We start from the raw sequence: 18049 nt of genomic DNA on the forward strand, positions 1-18049 counted from the left end.
CACCGGAAGGGGGGGGCGGCGGCGGCGGCTCAGGAGATCTTCTTGAGCAGCCGCACCAGCGTCTTGCGCTCGGCCGCGGTGAGCGGGCCCAGCGTCGCCTGCGAGATCGCGCTGACATCGGCGCGCCGCCGCTCGGCCAGCGCGCGGCCCTCCGGCGTGACCTCGAGCAGGATGCGCCGGCGGTCGGTCTCGTCGCGATGGCCGACCACCAGCCCGCGGGCCTGCAGCCGGTCGGCCACGCCCTTGATCGTCGCCACGTCCATCGCGGTGCGCCGGCCGAGCTCGTTCTGCGAGATCGGCCCGTCCTGCGCCACCGTGACGAGCGCGGAGAACTGTGTCGGCGTCAGGTCGGTGACATGCTCGGAGAAGATCGCCAGGTGCCGCTGCTGCACGCGCCGGATCAGGAAGCCCACCTGCCGCTCCAGGCTCCAGTCCTCGCCCTCGGACGCTGTCTCCCTCGCCGTGTCCATTTCTTGATCCATCTGCCGGGTTGTTGTTCACTCGAATGACGAGGCTGGACGGCATCGCCGCCCGCAGACCGGCCCCGATCCGATCCGCGTGGCTGCCCCATGACATGCCGTGCCGATCGCGATCCGTCCAGATGTTTGATCCTGCGGCATGCCCGGGCGGCCCGCCCGCCGGCGGTGCCGCGAGCGCCGCCGGACCCCGCCCCGGGCGCCGCGCGGCGCGCAAAACTGTTGACAGGGCGGGCGAAGCGGATTTTGTTAGTGTGCAAACAATTTTTCCAACAGGGCTGGCGCGATGGACTATCTTCTGGCGACGTCTCTGAACCAGGCACTGGACGCCCTTGCCGACCCCGCCGCCGGGCTGCGGGTGGTGGCCGGAGGCACCGATGTCTATCCGGCGCTGCGCGACGGCGCGCTCACCGATCCGCTGCTCGACGTCACCCGGGTGCCGGGGCTGCGCGGGATCGCCGAAACCGGGGCCGGCTGGCGAATCGGTGCGGCGACGACCTGGACCGACGTGGTGCGGGCGCCGCTGCCGCCCTGCTTCGACGGGCTGAAGGCGGCGGCGCGCGAGGTCGGCTCGATCCAGATCCAGAACGCCGGCACCGTGGCGGGCAATCTCTGCAACGCCTCGCCGGCGGCCGACGGGGTGCCGCCGCTGCTGGCGCTCGAGGCCAGCGTCGAGCTGCAGTCGCGCCGCGGCAGCCGGCTGGTGCCGCTCGGCGGCTTCGTCACCGGCGTGCGGCAGACCGCGCGGGCGCCGGACGAGCTGGTGGTGGCGGTGCATGTGCCGCGCCGCCCGGCGGCGACGCGGAGCGCCTTCCTCAAGCTCGGCTCGCGGAAATACCTGGTGATCTCGATCTGCATGGTGGCGGCGGAGATCACCCCGGACGCGGCGGGCCGGGTGGCGCGGGCGCGGGTCGCGGTCGGCGCCTGCTCGCCGGTGGCGCTGCGGCTCGAGGCGCTGGAGGCCAGGCTCGCCGGCCTGCCGGCCACCGCGGCGGCGCTGACAGAGGCGGTGACGGCGGCGGATCTCGCGCCGCTCGCCCCGATCGACGACATCCGCGGCGGCGCCGGCTATCGCCGCGACGCGGCGCTCGAGCTGGTGCGGCGCACGCTGGCGGCGGCGGCCGGCACCGGCGGCATTTCGGAGATGGGCCATGGATGATTTCGCCGACCGCCCGACGGGCGCGCTGTCCTTCACGCTGAACGGCCGCGCGGTCGAGGTCGCGAGCCTGCCCGGCGAGCGGCTCTCGGAGACGATGCGCGAGCGCTGCGGCGCGCGCGACGTGAAGATCGGCTGCAATGCCGGCGATTGCGGCGCCTGCACGGTGCTGGTCGACGGCGCCGCGGTCTGCGCCTGCCTGACCCCGGCGCACCAGGTCGCCGGCGCCCGCGTCGAGACCGCGGCGGGGCTCGCCGCCGGCGATCCGGTGGCGGAGCGGCTGAAGGCCAGCTTCGCCCGCCGCGGCGCCGCGCAATGCGGGATCTGCACGCCGGGGATGATGGCCTCGGCGGTGGCGCTGCTGCGCGCGGTGCCGGCGCCGACCGAGGCCGAGGTGCAGGACGCGCTCGGCGGCGTGCTCTGCCGCTGCACCGGCTACCGCGCGATCGTCGAGGCGGTGGTCGCGGCCGGCCGCGGCGCGGAGCCGGCGCCGGAGATCGCCGGCCGGGTCGGCGCGGCCAGCGCGCGGATCGACGGCGCGCGCAAGATCGACGGCACCGAGCTGTTCGGCGACGATGTCGCCCCGGCCGATGCGCTGGTGGTGCGGGTGCTGCGCTCGCCGCATCCGCATGCCCGCTTCAGCTTCGGCGATCTCGACGGCTTCGTCGCGGCGACGCCGGGGCTCGACTGCATCCTGACGGCGGCCGACATCCCGGGCACGAACCGCTTCGGGGTGATCCCCGGCTTCCACGACCAGCCGGTCTTTGCCGAGGGCACGGCGCGCCATCGCGGCGAGGCGGTGGCGGCGCTGGTCGGCTCGGCCGAGGCGATGCGCGGGCTCGATCTCGCCGCGGTGCCGGTGACCTGGGAGCCGCTGCCGGCGAGCCTCACCATCGACGAGGCGCTGGCCGAAGGCGCGCCGCAGCTGCACGAGGCCGCCGCCGGCAACGTGATGTGCCGCGGGCTGGTGCAGAAGGGCGATGCCGAGGCGGCGCTGGCCGCGGCCGAGGTCACGGTCGAGGGCCGCTTCGTCACCAGCTTCGTCGAGCACGGCTATATCGAGCCCGAGGCGGGCTTCGCGCAGATGGTCGGCGACCGGCTCGAGGTGCATGCCTGCACCCAGGCGCCGGTGATGGACCAGGAGGCGCTGGCGATCATCCTCGGCCTGCCGAAGGCGCGCATCCGCATCGTGCCGACCGCGGTCGGCGGCGGCTTCGGCTCCAAGCTCGACCTCTCGGTGCAGCCCTTCCTGGCGCTCGCGGCGATGCGCACCGGGCGGCCGGTGCGGATCACCTATACCCGCCAGGAATCGATGCAGTCGACCACCAAGCGCCATCCCGGCGAGATCGTGCTGAAGATCGGCGCGACGCGGGACGGGCGGCTCACCGGCTTCGACTTCGACGGCGCGTTCAACACCGGGGCCTATGCCTCCTGGGGGCCGACGGTGGCCAACCGCGTGCCGGTGCATGCCTCCGGCCCCTATCACGTGGCGGATTACCGGGCGCGCTCGGCGGCGGTCTATACCAACTGCCCGCCGGCCGGCGCGTTCCGCGGCTTCGGCGTGCCGCAATCGGCGATCGCGCAGGAATCGCTGATGGACGAGCTGGCCGGGCGGCTCGGCATCGACCCGCTGGCGCTGCGCATGCAGAACGCGCTCGGCAACGGCCAGCCCACGGCGACCGGGCAGGTCTTCGAGCAGGGCGTCGGGATCGGCGCCTGCTTCGCGGCGCTGCAGCCCGGCTGGGCGCGCGAGCGCGCGGCGGCGGAGGCCTTCAACGCCCGCGCCGCGGCGCAGGGCCAGCCGCTGCGCCGCGGCGTCGGCGTCGCCGGCGGCTGGTATGGCTGCGGCAACACCTCGCTGCCCAACCCCTCCACCATCAAGTGCGGGCTGCGCGCCGACGGCACGGTGGTGCTGCACCAGGGCGCGGTGGATATCGGCCAGGGCTCCAACACGGTGATCGCGCAGATCTTCGCCACCGCGCTCGGCGTCGGCATCGAGGCGCTGGCCCTGCTCGGCGGCGACACCGACATCACCCCCGATGCCGGCAAGACCTCGGCCTCGCGCCAGACCTTCGTCAGCGGCAATGCCGCCCGGCTCTCGGCGCTGGCGCTGCGCGAGCGGATCCTGCGCCTCAGCAACGCCGCCGAGGATGCCGCGATCCGGCTCGATCCGGGCTCCGGGCAGATCCGCATCGAGGATGGCGGGCAGGTCCACACCGTGGCGCTCGGCGACATGGCGGCGGATGCCGACGGCTATGTGCTCGCCGCCACCGAGAGCTGGGACCCGCCGATCAGCCCGCTCGACGCCAACGGCCAGGGCATCCCCTATGCCCAGTTCGGCTATGCCGCGCAGATCGCGGTGGTCGAGGTCGATACCCGGCTCGGCACGGTGCGGCCGCTGCGCTTCATCGCCGCCCATGACGTCGGCCGCGCGATCAACCCGATGCTGGTCAGGGGCCAGGTCGAGGGCGGCATCGCGCAGGGCCTCGGCATGGCGCTGATGGAGGAGTTCATCCCCGGCCGCAGCGAGAACCTGCACGACTACCTGATCCCCACCATCGGCGACATGCCGGAGGTCGAGACGCTGATCGTCGAGGAGCCGGACGCGCACGGCCCGTTCGGCGCCAAGGGCCTCGGCGAGCACGTGCTGATCCCCACCTCGCCGGCGCTGTTCAACGCCGTGCGCCATGCCACCGGCGCACGGCTGACCCGGGCGCCGGCAACGCCGGAGCGGGTGCTCGCCGCGATTCGTGAAGCAGAGAGCCGCGAGGCGGAGACCGACCGCAATGTCTGAGACCCAGAGCAAGCCCGCCGCGGCGGGCAAGATCCGCTGCGATGCCTGCCCGGTGATGTGCTACATCGCCGAGGGCAAGTCCGGCGCCTGCGACCGCTATGCCAACCATGCCGGCGAGCTGGTGCGGCTCGACCCGCTCACCGTGATCGAGGCGCGCCAGGGCACCGAGGGCGGCGTCGTGCCGTTCCTCGAGGCCGGCGATCCGGAGGACTGGGACGGCGACCTGCTGGCCGGCCAGCGCAGCTTCCTCACCGCGGTCGGCGCCGGCACCACCTATCCCGACTACAAGCCGGCGCCGTTCATCGTCAGCCAGAAGGCGGGCGATGCCGACATGGTCACCGTGGTGACCGAGGGCATCTTCAGCTATTGCGGCGCCAAGGTGAAGATCGACACCGATCGCCATATCGGCGAGGAGCGCGCCGTGGTGCGGGTCGACGGCGAGCCGATCGGCCATGTCACCACCAGCGAATACGGCTCGAAGATGCTCGCCCTCGGCGGCGTCGAGCACCTGACCGGCGGCTCCAAGAAGGAGGGCCGGGTCACCTGCGACGCGCTGATGACGCTGTGCAACCGCGGCCCGGTGGAGATGACCATCGACGACGGCGCCCGGCTCACCGTGCAGGCCGGCAGGGCGCCGGTGATCGACGGCGACACCGAGCGGCTGATGCGCGTCGGCTGCGGCTCGGCGACCATCGGGATGTTCGCCAAGCAATGGGTCGACCATGTCGACGAGGTGGTGGTGGTCGACGACCACATCACCGGGGTGATGTCGGAGCACCAGGCCGGCAAGGTGCTCGACGTGCCGCCGACCGGCATCAAGATCAAGGGCCGGCGCTCGACCCCCGGGCGCTATTTCCAGGTGGCCGATCCCGGCACCGGCTGGGGCGGCACCAACATCGACGACCCGCTGGCGATCCTCGGCCCGTTCGACGGGAAGCACGCGCGCCCCGGGCTGCGCATGCTGATGGTCTCCACCACCGGCGAGCAGCACGCCTATTACGAGCTCGACGAGAACCTCGTGCCGGTGCCGGCGGCGCTGCCCGCGGCGCTGCAGGTCAGCGTCGACCGCATCGCCGAGAACTGCGAGCCCTCGGTCTGCTCGGTGCTGTTCATGGGCGGCGCCGGCGGTTCGCTGCGCGCCGGCGTCACCGAGAACCCGGTCGGGCTCACCCGCTCGGTCAAGGACCTGCTGACCTATGTCAGCTGCGGCGGCGCGCCGGCCTATGTCTGGCCCGGCGGCGGCATCACCATCATGGCCGATGTCGAGGCGATGCCGGAGGCCTCGTTCGGCTATGTGCCGACCCCGGCGATCGTCGCGCCGATCGAGTTCACCATGCGGCTGTCGGACTACCAGGCCCTCGGCGGGCACATGGACGCGGTGGTCCGCATCGAGGATGCGCTGGCCAAGGCCGGGCGCCGCGTCGGCCGCGCCGAGGAGGCGCCCTGGCCGGTCGACGACCGGCTGTATCGCTGGGGGCGGCAGCGGTGAGCGCGGCCGGCGCGGTGTCCGGCGGCTGGCGCGAGGGGCCGGTGGCCACACTGACCCCGGACGGCACGCGCCCGCGCCTGATGCACGGGCCGATCGACCTGATCCTGCTGGCCGAGGGGCCGGAGATCTCGGTGCGCATGGCGCATCGCCGGGCCTGGGAGCGCTTCCGCACGATCCTCGAGGAGCTGGTGGCCGAGCTGCCGGCGCTGCGCGCCCCGGCGCATCCCGGCGGCCCGGCGATGCGCGGCGCGGTGGCCCGGCGCATGGCCGCCGCCACCGCGCCGCATGCCGCCGCCGGCTTCGTCACGCCGATGGCCGCGGTCGCCGGCGCGGTGGCCGACGAGGTGCTCGGCGCGATGGCCACCGTGGCCGGGCTGACCCGCGTCGCGGTCAACAATGGCGGCGACATCGCGCTGATGCTGGCGCCCGGCACCGGCTTCCGCGCCGCGATGGCCGACATGCGCGGCCCCGGCCTCGGCGCGGTGGAGATCGCCGCGGCGCAGCTGCCGCCGCATGGCCGCGGCGGCATCGCCACCAGCGGCTGGCGCGGGCGCAGCCATTCCCTCGGCATCGCCGATGCGGTCACCGTGGTGGCGCGCTCCGCCGCCGCCGCCGATGCCGCGGCGACGCTGATCGCCAATGCGGTCGATCTGCCGGGCCATCCCGCGATCCGCCGCGAGCCGGCCGCGGCGCTGGCGCCGGACAGCGATCTCGGCGACCGTGCCGTCGTCACCGCGGTCGGCCCGCTGGCCCCGGCCGACCGGCAGGCGGCGCTCGCCGCCGGGCTGGCCCGGGCCGAGGCGATGGCCGGCGCCGGCCTGATCCATGCCGCATCGCTGCATCTCGGCGGCGATGCGGTCGAGACCACCCCCGCGCCGGCCCTTCCGGGCGGCGCCAACGAGCCAGAATCCTGACGGGAGACCCAGATGGCAGCACCCGAGATCCGCAAGACCCTCGTGCAGGTGGAAGAGATCTTCCACGAGGGCGGCCCGCGGGCCGAGACCCCGCTCCTGCGCGGCGCGATCCTCAGCGTGGTGAAGAACCCCTTCGCCGGGCGCTACGAGCCGGACATCCAGCCCTGGATGGAGGACCTCAAGCCGCTCGGCATGGCCATGGCGCTGCGCCTGATCGAGGCGCTCGGGGGCGATCCGAAGCGGATCGAGGGCTATGGCAAGGCGGCGATCATCGGCCAGGCCGGCGAGATCGAGCACGGCGCGCTCTGGCACGCCCCCGGCGGCTACGCGATGCGCGAGGCGCTCGGCGAGGCGAAGGCGATCGTGCCCTCCTCGAAGAAGGTCGGCACCGTCGGCACCCGGCTCGACGTGCCGATCACCCATGTCAACGCCGCCTATGTGCGGAGCCATTTCGACGCCATCGAGGTCGGGCTCAACGACGCGCCGCGGGCCGACGAGATCGTCTTCATCCTCGCCATGACCACGGGCGCGCGCATCCACAACCGGGCCGGCGGGCTGCCGGCCGGCGAGATCAAGGGAGAGGACGGGCTGAGATGAAAGCAGACATCCGCAAGCTGGTGGTGACGGTCGAGGAGACCCGCACCGAGATGGGCCGCGCGGTGGAGCCGCCGGTGCGCAAGGCGGTGGCCGCGGCGGTGATCGCCAACCCCTTCGCCGGGCGCTATGTCGAGGACCTGACGCCGCTGATCGAGATCGGCGCCGAGCTCGGCGGGCTGCTGGGCGAGAAATGCGTCGCCGCGCTCGGCATCGAGCCGGCGGCGGCCGAGAGCTACGGCAAGGCCGCGATGGTCGGCGAGAACGGCGAGCTCGAGCATGCCGCCGCGCTGCTGCATCCGAGCATGGGCGCGCCGCTGCGCAAGGCGGTCGAGAAGGGCGCGGCGCTGGTGCCCTCGACCAAGAAGCGCGGCGGGCCGGGGCAGGATCTCGACATCCCGCTCGGGCACAAGGATGCCGCCTATGTGCGCTCGCATTTCGACGGGGTCGAGATCCGCATCAACGACGCGCCGCGGGCCAACGAGATCCTCGTCGCCATCGCGGTGACCGACAGCGGCCGGCCGTTCCCGCGCGTCGGCGGGCTGAAGGCCGACGAGATCTCCAAGGGCGACGGGCTGCGCTGAGCTCCACCCCCGCACCGGGCCTTCACCGGGCCCGCTTCGGGCCGCGGGAGCCGAGGCCCCCGCGGCCGGCGGCTCAGCCGGCGACGATCTCCGGGATCGTCTTCGCCGGCGGGGTGTTGCGGCTGCGATGGCTGCGCACCACGCCGTCGATCACGGTCATGCCGACGCCCGGCAGGTTCCCGAGCTGCACCGATTCGAGGATGGTGGCGCCCGGCGCGTGCTGGGCCTGGTCCATCAGCACGAAATCCGCCGCCCGGCCGACCTCGATGATGCCGCAGTCGAGCTCGCGCATCCGCGCGGTGTTGCCGGTGCCGAGGCAGAAGGCCAGCTCCGCCGGCAGGTCGCCGAGGCTGGACAGCAGCGCGATCATCCGCAGGATGCCGAGCGGCTGCACGCCGGAGCCCGCCGGCCCGTCGGTGCCGAGGATGATCTGGTCGAGCTTGCCGAGCTCCCTGGCGGTGCGCAGGGTCAGCAGCGCCGCGCGCTCGTTGCCGTTGTGCACGATCTCCAACCCGGCCTGGCAGGCCTCGCAGATGCAGGTGATCTGGTCGTCCGGCAGCGCCGAATGCCCGCCATTGATGTGGCCGACGACATCGGTGCCGGCCTCGAGCACCACGTCCTTGTCGATCAGCCCGGAGCCGGGGATCGAGGGGCCGCCGGTGTGGATCGTGCTCTGCAGCCCGTATTTGCGCGCCCATTCCACCATGCGCCGGGCGGTCGGCCCGTCCTTGACGCCGCCGAGCCCGACCTCGCCGAGCAGCTTGACGCCGGCATCCGCGAGGTCCTTGAAATCCTCCTCGACCATCTCGTGCTCGATCACCGGCGCGCCGGCATGGACCTTGACGCCGGAGGGGCGGAAGTTCTCGTACCAGCGCTGCGAGGCGATCGCGAGCGCCTTCAGCCCGACCACGTCCTTGGGCCGGCCGGGCAGATGCACCTCGCCGGCCGAGATCATCGTGGTGACACCGCCGTTCAGGGTCGAATCGATCCAGTGGAGCTGGTGCTGGCGGGGCGTGTAGTCGCCGATCACCGGGTGGACATGGCTGTCGATCAGGCCCGGCGCCAGCGTCACGCCCCTGGCGTCGATCACCGTGTCGGCGCCCTCGGCATCGATGTCGGCGGCGCGGCCGATGGCGGCGATGCGGCCGTCCTCGCAGAGCACCGTGTCGGCATCGAGGATGGGCTCTTCGAGCTTGCCCGAGAGCAGCAGCCCGATATTGCGGACGACGAGTCTGGATTGGGTCATGGTCCCATTGCTCCTTGAACTGCGGATCAAACCTCTGTTGGCCTGCGAATGCGGCAGGCTGCCCGCCCGCCGCCGGGGCGGCGCATCCCGGCCCTGGCGCCGAGATTACCGCCTGCGCGCCCGAATCGATGCGTTTCCTGTCCCCTTCCACATCGGTTTCGGTTAGCGCTTGACAGCTCACGCTATCCGCCGGATTGTTCGTATGCAAACGAATAAACTCGCGGCGTGAGCACCGACGAGAACCCTGGGGCGAGGGCCCCGTCAACAGCAGGGAGTCAGCAATGACACAGACGACCGGACCATCCCGCACGCGGAAATATGCCTTCGCGGCCGCCACGATCGCCGCCGCGCTCGGCCTTTCCGCCCCCGCAGCGGATGCGGCGGACAACTACATCCTCTGCGGCGGCAGCCCGGGCGGGCTCTGGTCGCTGCTCGGCGCCGGCCTCGACGCGGTGGTGAAGGCCGAGGACCCGAACGCCGCGGTCACCTACCAGACCTCGAGCGGCGGCTTCGCCAACATCGTGCAGATCAAGTCGGGCAAGTGCGATCTGGCCATCGCGCATGTCGGCGAGGCGGTGATGGCGGCCAAGGGCGTCGAGCCCTTCCCGGCGCCGGTCGACGGCTTCGCCGCGGTGGCGGTGCTCTACGACTGGGCGCCGATGCAGTGGATCGCCGACAAGGCCTGGGCCGAGGAGAACGGCATCGTCTCGCTGGCCGACCTGGCCGCGAAGAAGCCGGAGATGGACCTGGTGGTGAACCGCCGCGGCATCCTGCCCTCGATCCTCGCCGAGCGCTCGCTCGAGCTCTCCGGCACCAGCTTCGAGGACATCGAGAGCTGGGGCGGCTCGGTGCAGTTCGCCGGCTCGAAATCGGCCGCCCAGATCATGACCGACCGCAAGGCCGATGTCTGGGTCAACGCGATGTTCATCGGCGGCAGCCGGATCCGCGGCATCACCGATGTGCGCGAGACCACGCTGCTCTCGGTGCCGGCCGAGGTGACGGCGCAGATGGCCGAGGAATTCGGCTCGATGCCCTGGACCGTGAAGGCCGACGCCTATGACTGGCTCGACGGCGATGTCGAGACCTTCGGCGCCCGCGCGGTGCTGCTGATCTCCTCCGACGCCGACCCGGCCAAGGTCGAGGCGCTGACCGCGATGATCCTGAAGCACACGGACAAGGTGCAGAACGTGCACAAGGCGATGGCGCCGTTCGGCGGCGCGCTGATGTCCTCGCTGCAGGACGTGCCCTATCACCCGGGCGCCGCGGCGGCCTACAAAGCGGCCGGTCTCTGATGCAGCGCGGCGCAGACAGCGATCCGGGCACGCGGGACCGCTCCGCGCCGCAGGACGACGTGGCGGGCGCCGACGCGCCCGCTGCGGACGGCACGACGCCGGACGGCACCATCCCGGAGGTCGGCCCGGTCGCGGCCGGCGGCTTCTCGCTCGGCCGGCTCCTCTTCTCCACCGGCGCGCGGCGCCAGCTCGGCGGCCGGCTCGGCCTCGCGGTCAAGACCTATGCCGCCGGCGTCGCGGTCTGGACGCTCTACAGCGCCACGCTGGCGCGGATCGACCTGCTGGCGCTGACCGTGGTGTTCCTCTGCCTGATGCTGGTGCCGAGCTTCCTGGTGATCGGCGCCACCGAGCGCGCCGACCCGAAGCGCGCGACGATCCTCGATTTCGCGCTGGCCGCCGGCTCGCTCGCCTGCACGGTCTATTTCATCCTCACCGTCGACGACATCGCGACGCGGATCAGCCTGCTGACACCGCTCAGCGAGGTGCAGTTCTTCTTCGCCGCGCTGGTGACGCTGCTGACCATCGAGATCACCCGGCGCTCGGTCGGGCTGCTGCTCTGCCTGATCGTGCTGGTCTTCATCGCCTACAACCTGTTCGGCGACACCATCGAGGGGCCGATGGGGCACGGCGTCATCACGCTGAACCATTTCCTCGACATCAACGTCTACACCACCGACGGGCTGTTCGGCGTGCCGGTCGAGGTCTGCGCCACCTATGCCTTCCTCTTCGTGATGTTCGGCACCTTCCTCGAGCGGGCGCGCGGCGGCGACTTCTTCTTCGACATCGCCGCGGCGATCAGCGGCCGCAGCCCGGGCGGGCCGGCCAAGGTGGCGGTGGTCTCCTCGGCGCTGTTCGGCACGATGTCCGGCAGCCCGACGGCGGATGTCGCGACCACCGGCTCGATCACCATCCCGATGATGCGCCGCCTCGGCTACCGCCCGGCCTTCGCCGGCGGCGTCGAGGTCGCGGCCTCCACCGGCGGCAGCCTGCTGCCCCCGGTGATGGGCTCGGCGGCCTTCATCATGGCCGAGATCACCGGCATCGACTATCTCGACATCGCCGCCGCGGCGATCGTGCCGGCGCTGCTGTTCTATGCCGGGATCTTCGTGCAGGTGCATTGCCGGGCGCTGCGCGACGGGCTGCAGCCGCTGCCCTCGGACCGGCTGTCCAGCCTCGCCGGCACGCTGGCCTGGGGCTGGCCCTTCGTGATCCCGATCGCGGTGCTGGTCGGGGTGCTGGTCGAGGGCTATTCGCCGACCATGGCGGCGGCCTGCGCGACGCTGGCGCTGATCGTCTCCTCGCAGATCCGGCGCGACACCCGGCTGACCCCGGCGGCGATCTTCGACGCGCTGGCCAACACCACCTACCGGATGATCGGCGTCACCGGCGCCTGCGCCGCGGCCGGGCTGGTGATCGGCGGCATCACCATGACCGGGCTGGCGGCGAAGTTCTCCTACATCGCCTTCTCCTTCGCCGGCGACAGCATGATGCTGGCGCTGCTGCTCAGCGCCGGGGTGACGATCATCCTCGGGCTCGGCATGCCGACGCCCAGCGCCTATGTGCTCTCGGCGGTGCTGATCGGGCCGACCCTGGTCAACGATTTCGGCATCCCGGCGCTCAACGCGCATCTCTTCCTGATGTATTTCGCGGTGCTCTCGGCGATGACGCCGCCGGTGGCGGTGGCGGCCTATTCCGCCGCGGCGATCGCCCAGGCCAACCCGCTGCTGATCGCGGTGACGGCGGTGAAGCTCTCGGTGGTGGCCTTCGTCGTGCCGATCGCCTTCACGCTCAGCCCCGACGTGCTGGCGCCCGGCTGGTCGCCCGGCGCCTGGGTCGGCGTCGTCAGCATGCTGCTCGGCACCGCCGCGGTCGCGGTCGCCGCCGAGGGCTGGATCCGCGGCGTGATGCCGGGCTGGATGCGCCTCGTGCTCGCCGCCGCCGGGCTGCTGCTGCTCGCCCCCGGCTTCCTGCTGCCGGGGATCGGCCTCGCCGCCGCCGGTGCGGTCGTCGCGCTCCGCCGCTCCGCCGCGGTCGCCGCGCCGCCGGCCGCCTGAACGCCATCCAACTGCCCAGCAAAGACCACGAGGGACAAGGGTCATGTATGACAAGAGACGAGTTCGCCAGCTGATCGACCTGTGGCTGGACGAGGACACGGCGCATTACGACCTCACCGCGCAGATCATGGTCGAGCCCGGCAGCCGCGGCCGGTTCTTCTTCAACGCGCGGGAGCCCTTCGTGGTCTGCGGCGTCGAGGTGGCGGAGATGGTGCACCGGGCGGTGGACCCGGACTGCGGCTTCGAGATCAAGGTGGCCGACGGCACCCGGGTCGAGCCCGGCGCGGTGATCGCGGTGGTCGAGGGCGATGCCCAGGGCATCCTCACCGCCGAGCGGGTGGCGCTCAACCTGATGCAGCGGCTCTCCGGCATTGCCACGCTGACCGCGCGCTATGTCGAGGAGATCGCCGGCACCGGGGCCGAGCTGGTCGACACCCGCAAGACCACGCCGGGCCTGCGCATGCTGGAGAAGCACGCGGTGATGTGCGGCGGCGGGCGCAACCACCGGCTCGCGCTCGACAACGGCATCATGCTCAAGGACAACCACATCGCGGTCTGCGGCAGCATCACCGCGGCGGTCGGGCGGGCCAGGGCGAAGGCGCCGCTGCTGACCAAGATCGAGGTCGAATGCGACCGGCTCGAGCAGGTCGAGGAGGCGCTGGCCGCCGGCGCCGACGTGATCATGCTCGACAACATGACCAACGACGACATGCGCAAGGCGGTGGCGATGGCCGGCGGCCGGGTGCCGCTGGAATGCTCCGGCGGGGTGCGGCTCGAGACCATCCGCGCCAAGGCGGAGACCGGGGTCGACGTGGTCTCGGTCGGGCGCATCACCCAGTCCGCCGCCTGCGTCGATATCGGCCTCGACGAAGCGGTGTGACCATGCCGGGCTCCGCGCGCGACCAGGGCAAGCTCGTCGTCATCGTCGGGCCGAGCGGCGTCGGCAAGGACACGCTCATCGACGGCGCACGGGCGCGGCTGGCGGAGAACCCCGCCTTCCGCTTCGCCCGGCGCTCGATCACCCGCCCGGCCTCGGCCGGCGGCGAGGCGCACCGGGAGATCACCCCGGAGGCCTTCGAGGCGGGCGTCGCCGGCGGCGCCTTCTTCGTCCACTGGACGGCGCACGGGCTCGGCTACGGCGTGCCGGTCGCGGTGCTCGAGGACCTGCGCGCCGGGCGCAACGTGGTGCTCAACGGCTCGCGCACCGCGCTGCCGGAGATCGTGGCGCGCGCCCGGGCCGAGGGCATCGAGGTGGCGCTGATCCATGTCGATGCCTCGCCCGAGGTCGTCGCCGCCCGGCTCGAGAAGCGCGGCCGCGAGAGCGCCGACGAGATCCGCGCCCGCCGCCAGCGCAAGCCGCTGGCGCAGGTCGAGGGCGTCACCGTCGCCACCGTGATCAACGACGGCAGCGTCGAGGAGGGCATCGAGCGCTTCATCGCCGCCCTGCTCGGCGCCGCCAACCTGCCGCTGCGGCTGTTCCGCATCGCGCTGGCCCTCGGCGACGAGCCGATCTGCGTGCTCAACGCCGAGTGCAACGTGGTGGCGGCGGCCAAGCTCGACGCCGCCTCGATGGTGGAGATCAGCTCCGGCGGGCGCACCGTGCGCGCCCGGGTGGCGATCACCACCGACGATGCGCTGGTGCCGCGCGACCGCGCCGCGCTCTCGCCGCGGGCCTTCGACGAGCTCGGCGCGGCGGAGGGCGACCTGGCCTGTTTCGAGCGCTCGCCCTCGCCGAAGAGCCGCGCCGTGCTGCGCAAGAAGGTGGGCGGCGGCGTGCTCGCCCCGGACGAGATCTCGCTGGTGATGCGCGACCTGATCGAGGGCCGCTATTCGCCGGCCGAGACCGCCGGCTTCCTGGTCTCGGCCTCGACCAATCTCGGCTTCGACGAGGTGGTCTCGCTGACCCGGGTGCGGGCCGAGCACATGGCCCGCTTCGCCTGGGATGCCGAGCGGGTGGTCGACAAGCACTCGATGGGCGGGGTGCCCGGCAGCCGGATCACGCTGATCGTGATCCCGATCGTCGCGGCGCAGGGGCTGATGATCCCCAAGACCTCGTCGCGCGCCATCACCTCCGCCGCCGGCACCGCCGATGCCATGGAGGCGGTCGCCCGCGTCGATCTCGACCGCGAGGAGATGCGCACGGTGGTCGAGCAGTGCGGCGGCTGCATCGTCTGGAACGGGCGGATCAGCCATTCCCCGATCGACGACGTGATGAACGCGATCAACCGCCCGCTCGGGGTCTCCTCGCGCTATCTCGACGTCTCCTCGATCCTCTCGAAGAAGCTGGCGGCGGGGGCGACCCATGTGGTGATCGACCTGCCCGCCGGCCCCTCGACCAAGCTGCGCGACCCGGCCGATGCGAAGGAGCTGGCCGAGCTCTTCGAGCGCGTCGGCCGCGCGGTCGGGCTCGAGGTCTCGGCGCGGATCACCACCGGCGGCGCGCCGATCGGGCGCGGGGTCGGCCCGGCGCTCGAGGTGCGCGACGTGCGCGCGGTGCTCTCCGGCGATCCGGGCGCGCCGCGCGACCTGCGCGAGAAGGCGCTCGACTTCGCCGGCGCGCTGCTCGACTGGGACCCGCGCCTGCCCCCCGGCACCGGGCGCCAGCGCGCCGAGGAGCTGCTGCTCTCCGGCGCCGCGCTGGAGCGCTTCGAGGCCATCGTCGCGGCGCAGGGCGCGCGGGTGCCGGTGCAGCCGGGGGTGTTCTACCGCGAGATCGCGGCGCCGCGGCCGGGCCGCCTCGCCCGGCTCGACGGCTTCGCGGTGGCCGGCCTCGCCCGCGCCGCCGGCGCGCCGACCGACAAGTCCGCCGGGGTCGACATCCTGGCCGCGCCGGGCACCGAGCTGCGCGCCGGCGAGCCGGTGCTGCGCCTGCACGCGGCGGCGCAGAGCGCGCTCGACCGGGCGCTGAGCGAACATGACCCGGCCGGCGTTTTCGATATCGACTGAACCTTTGTCCGGGTGAACCTCCCGGCGGAACCCGCCGGGCGGCGCTTCGGACAAAGGTTCGCGCAAGGGTTCCGGCCGAACCTTCCGGCCGGACCTTCCTGGGGAACCTTCCGGGCGGATCTTGCGGCCGGACCTTCTGGCCAAACCTTGCGGGCCGACCTTCCGGCCGGACCATTCGGGCCGATCTTCCCGTCAGACCTTCTCGGCCGACCTTGCGGGCGGACCATCCGGGCACGCACCCCCGGACGGGACCGCGCGGACCGCACCGCCTCCCGGCGGCATGTCGGGCGGCCGAGGCGCCGCTTTTCCTTGACCTCGCGGCCACGATAATTCATTTGTATACAAATGAATTTGCCCAGGCGCCGCGGCACCGATTCGCGCCGCCATCGCAGAGGAGGACACCGAGATGGACCAGATCACGGGCCAGGCCCGCGAGGCCGCGCCGATCCCCGCCAATGTCTTCGCCGAGACCGTGACCGCGGTCGAGCACTACACCGACCGGCTGTTCCGCTTCCGCATGACCCGGCCGCGGAGCCTGCGCTTCCGCTCCGGCGAGTTCGTGATGATCGGCCTGCCGGGGGCCGCGAAGCCGGTGTTCCGCGCCTATTCGATCGCCAGCCCGTCCTGGGACGAGGAGCTCGAGTTCTACTCGATCAAGGTGCCCGGCGGGCCGCTCACCGAGCATCTCCAGAAGATCCAGCCCGGCGACACGGTGCTGATGAAGAAGAAGCCCACCGGCACGCTGGTGACCGACGCGCTGCTGCCGGGCAAGCGGCTCTGGATGTTCTCCACCGGCACCGGGATCGCGCCCTTCGCCTCGCTGGTGCGCGACCCCGAGACCTACGAGAAGTTCGACCAGGTGATCCTCACCCATACCTGCCGCGAGGTGGCCGAGCTGCGCTATGGCGAGACCCTGGTGGCGCAGACGCTGGAGGACCCGCTGGTCGGCGAGCTCGCCAGCGGCCGGCTCGTCCACTTCGCCACCACCACCCGCGAGGCGAGCCCGCGGATGGGCCGGATCACCGACCTGATGCGCTCCGGCGCGGCCTTCGAGGCGCTCGGCCTGCCGCCGATCTCGCCGGAGACCGACCGCGGCATGATCTGCGGCTCGATGGCGATGCTGAAGGAGACCAGGGCGATCCTCGAGGAGTTCGGTCTCGCCGAGGGCGCCAACAACCGGCCGGCGACCTTCGTGGTGGAGCGCGCCTTCGTCGACTGAGCCGGCGGCCGGCCCGGCGCTGCCGCAACGGCACGGAGGCACGGAGGCACGGCGGCACGGCGCTTGACAGCGGCCGGCGCCTCGGGGAGACGGGACGCAGCCCCGCCGTCACCCCGGAAGCCGCCATGAACCGGATCGCCCGCCTCGGCCTGCTGCTCGCCGGGCTCGCCGCGCTGACCCTGCTGCCGGCGCTGTTCCTCGGCACCGACATGCTGGCCGGGCTGCATGCCGGCGGGCTGGCGGACTGGCTGCGGGCGCAGGGCGGCTGGGCCTGGGCGGTGGCGATCGGGCTGATCCTCGGCGACGTGCTGCTGCCGATCCCCACCACCTCGGTGCTGGCGGCGCTCGGGCTGGTCTACGGGCCGCTGCTCGGCGGCGCGATCGGCACGCTGGGCTCCTTCCTCAGCGGGCTCGCCGCCTATGGCCTGGCGCGGGCGCTCGGCCGGCGCGCGGCGCTGCGGCTGATGGGCGAGGAGGGCCTCGCCGAGGCGCGCCGGCTGGTGGCGCGCTGGGGCACGCGGGTGGTGCTGATCTCGCGCTGGGTGCCGCTGCTGCCGGAATCGGTGGCGCTGTTCGCCGGGCTGGTGCCGATGCCGGCGGGGCGCTTCGCCGCCGCGCTGCTGTTCGGCGCCGCCTCGGTCTCCTTCGCCTTCGCCAGCCTCGGGCATTACGGCGCCGGGGCGCCGCTGCTGATGCTGGCGGCGGCGGCGCTGATCCCGCTCGCCACCGGGGCGCTGGCGCTGCGGTTCCTGGCCCGGCGCCACGCGCGGCGCATGGCGCGCCGCGGGCGGCCGCCGGAGCGCCAGTCGGAGCGCCAGTCGGAGCGCTAGTCGGCGCGGAAGGTGTCGATGAAGGCCATCACCTTCAGGATGTCGTCCTGGTCCATGCGCCGGCCGAAGGCCTGCATCGCGCCGGCGCCGCCGCCATAGATGATCTCGAAGCGGCCGACCTCGGTGCCGGTGCGGGCGCGGGCCCATTCCTCGTCGGTCAGGTTCGGGCCGATGCGCCCGGTGCCGTCCTTGAGATGACAGGCCTGGCACATCTTCTTGTAGATCTTCTGGCCGTCGGCGATCGCCGCGGCGTCGCCGGCATAGGGGTTCTCGCCGGTCTTGTGGAAGCTCTCCACCGCGGGCGTGATCTCCTGGTTGGTGCGGTACTTGAACTGCAGCGGCTTGTCGTTGAGCGTGGCCTTGAACTCGATGCCGTCGGCGGCGGCGGGCGCGGCGGCGGCGAGCGCCGCGGGCAGCAGCGCGGCGAGAAGGAGAAGTCGGTGCATGTGGGCTCC

The 18049-nt window shown here is 72.7% G+C and carries 15 protein-coding genes; 12 read left to right on the plus strand and 3 right to left on the minus strand.

The window, feature by feature from the left end:
* Positions 1–29: 29 nt before the first annotated feature.
* Positions 30–470 carry a MarR family winged helix-turn-helix transcriptional regulator gene (locus QSJ97_RS16585; RefSeq protein WP_285673082.1) on the minus strand — a complete coding sequence of 147 codons (441 nt, stop codon included), beginning with the start codon at positions 468–470 and terminating at the stop codon, positions 30–32.
* 292 nt (positions 471–762) lie between these two features.
* Between QSJ97_RS16585 and QSJ97_RS16590 the strand changes: the two genes are divergently transcribed.
* From QSJ97_RS16590 to QSJ97_RS16615, 6 genes are read left to right on the plus strand one after another with little or no spacing between them, the layout of a single operon-like run.
* Complete coding sequence (locus QSJ97_RS16590) at positions 763–1635, plus strand: FAD binding domain-containing protein (protein WP_285673084.1); 873 nt, start codon at positions 763–765, stop codon at positions 1633–1635.
* A complete protein-coding gene (locus QSJ97_RS16595) occupies positions 1628–4426 on the plus strand; it encodes a molybdopterin-dependent oxidoreductase (RefSeq protein ID WP_285673086.1) in 2799 nt (932 codons plus the stop codon). Before QSJ97_RS16590 ends, QSJ97_RS16595 begins: the two co-directional genes overlap by 8 nt.
* Positions 4419–5915, plus strand: a complete 1497-nt coding sequence (locus QSJ97_RS16600; RefSeq protein ID WP_285673087.1) for a 6-hydroxynicotinate reductase — start codon at positions 4419–4421, stop codon at positions 5913–5915. The genes QSJ97_RS16595 and QSJ97_RS16600 overlap by 8 nt, the downstream gene beginning before the upstream one ends.
* On the plus strand, positions 5912–6829 hold the full coding sequence (locus tag QSJ97_RS16605) for a UPF0280 family protein (RefSeq protein WP_285673088.1): 918 nt from the start codon (positions 5912–5914) through the stop codon (positions 6827–6829). The genes QSJ97_RS16600 and QSJ97_RS16605 overlap by 4 nt, the downstream gene beginning before the upstream one ends.
* 12 nt (positions 6830–6841) lie before the next feature.
* Positions 6842–7426, plus strand: coding sequence for an amino acid synthesis family protein (locus QSJ97_RS16610; RefSeq protein ID WP_285673090.1), 585 nt, complete (start codon positions 6842–6844; stop codon positions 7424–7426).
* Positions 7423–8007 (plus strand): amino acid synthesis family protein, encoded by a 585-nt coding sequence (locus QSJ97_RS16615; protein ID WP_285673091.1) that lies wholly within the window; start codon positions 7423–7425, stop codon positions 8005–8007. Before QSJ97_RS16610 ends, QSJ97_RS16615 begins: the two co-directional genes overlap by 4 nt.
* A gap of 73 nt (positions 8008–8080) precedes the next feature.
* Here QSJ97_RS16615 and QSJ97_RS16620 read toward each other — a convergent pair whose 3' ends face one another.
* Positions 8081–9253 (minus strand): amidohydrolase family protein, encoded by a 1173-nt coding sequence (locus QSJ97_RS16620; RefSeq protein ID WP_285673092.1) that lies wholly within the window; start codon positions 9251–9253, stop codon positions 8081–8083.
* 281 nt (positions 9254–9534) lie between these two features.
* Here QSJ97_RS16620 and QSJ97_RS16625 point away from each other — a divergent pair, with 281 nt between their 5' ends.
* The 6 genes from QSJ97_RS16625 to QSJ97_RS16650 all read left to right on the plus strand — a co-directional run bounded on the left by QSJ97_RS16625 (position 9535) and on the right by QSJ97_RS16650 (position 17594).
* Entirely contained in the window at positions 9535–10545 is a 1011-nt protein-coding gene (locus QSJ97_RS16625) for a TAXI family TRAP transporter solute-binding subunit (RefSeq protein ID WP_285673094.1), read from the plus strand.
* Complete coding sequence (locus QSJ97_RS16630; RefSeq protein WP_285673095.1) at positions 10545–12599, plus strand: TRAP transporter permease; 2055 nt, start codon at positions 10545–10547, stop codon at positions 12597–12599. Before QSJ97_RS16625 ends, QSJ97_RS16630 begins: the two co-directional genes overlap by 1 nt.
* 43 nt (positions 12600–12642) lie before the next feature.
* Positions 12643–13479 carry a carboxylating nicotinate-nucleotide diphosphorylase gene (gene nadC / locus QSJ97_RS16635; RefSeq protein WP_285673096.1) on the plus strand — a complete coding sequence of 279 codons (837 nt, stop codon included), beginning with the start codon at positions 12643–12645 and terminating at the stop codon, positions 13477–13479.
* 2 nt (positions 13480–13481) lie between these two features.
* Positions 13482–15545, plus strand: coding sequence for a phosphonate metabolism protein/1,5-bisphosphokinase (PRPP-forming) PhnN (gene phnN / locus QSJ97_RS16640; RefSeq protein WP_285673097.1), 2064 nt, complete (start codon positions 13482–13484; stop codon positions 15543–15545).
* Between the two features lie 406 nt (positions 15546–15951).
* Positions 15952–16764: a ferredoxin--NADP reductase gene (locus QSJ97_RS16645; protein WP_285673099.1), complete on the plus strand. Its 813-nt coding sequence runs from the start codon at positions 15952–15954 to the stop codon at positions 16762–16764.
* 125 nt (positions 16765–16889) lie between these two features.
* Positions 16890–17594 carry a TVP38/TMEM64 family protein gene (locus QSJ97_RS16650; protein WP_285673100.1) on the plus strand — a complete coding sequence of 235 codons (705 nt, stop codon included), beginning with the start codon at positions 16890–16892 and terminating at the stop codon, positions 17592–17594.
* Here the strand turns inward: QSJ97_RS16650 and QSJ97_RS16655 are convergent.
* Positions 17591–18040: a c-type cytochrome gene (locus QSJ97_RS16655; RefSeq protein WP_285673102.1), complete on the minus strand. Its 450-nt coding sequence runs from the start codon at positions 18038–18040 to the stop codon at positions 17591–17593. The genes QSJ97_RS16650 and QSJ97_RS16655 overlap by 4 nt on opposite strands.
* Positions 18041–18049: the final 9 nt, after the last annotated feature.

Source organism: Paralimibaculum aggregatum (assembly GCF_030270585.1).
GTDB lineage: Bacteria > Pseudomonadota > Alphaproteobacteria > Rhodobacterales > Rhodobacteraceae > Thermohalobaculum > Thermohalobaculum aggregatum.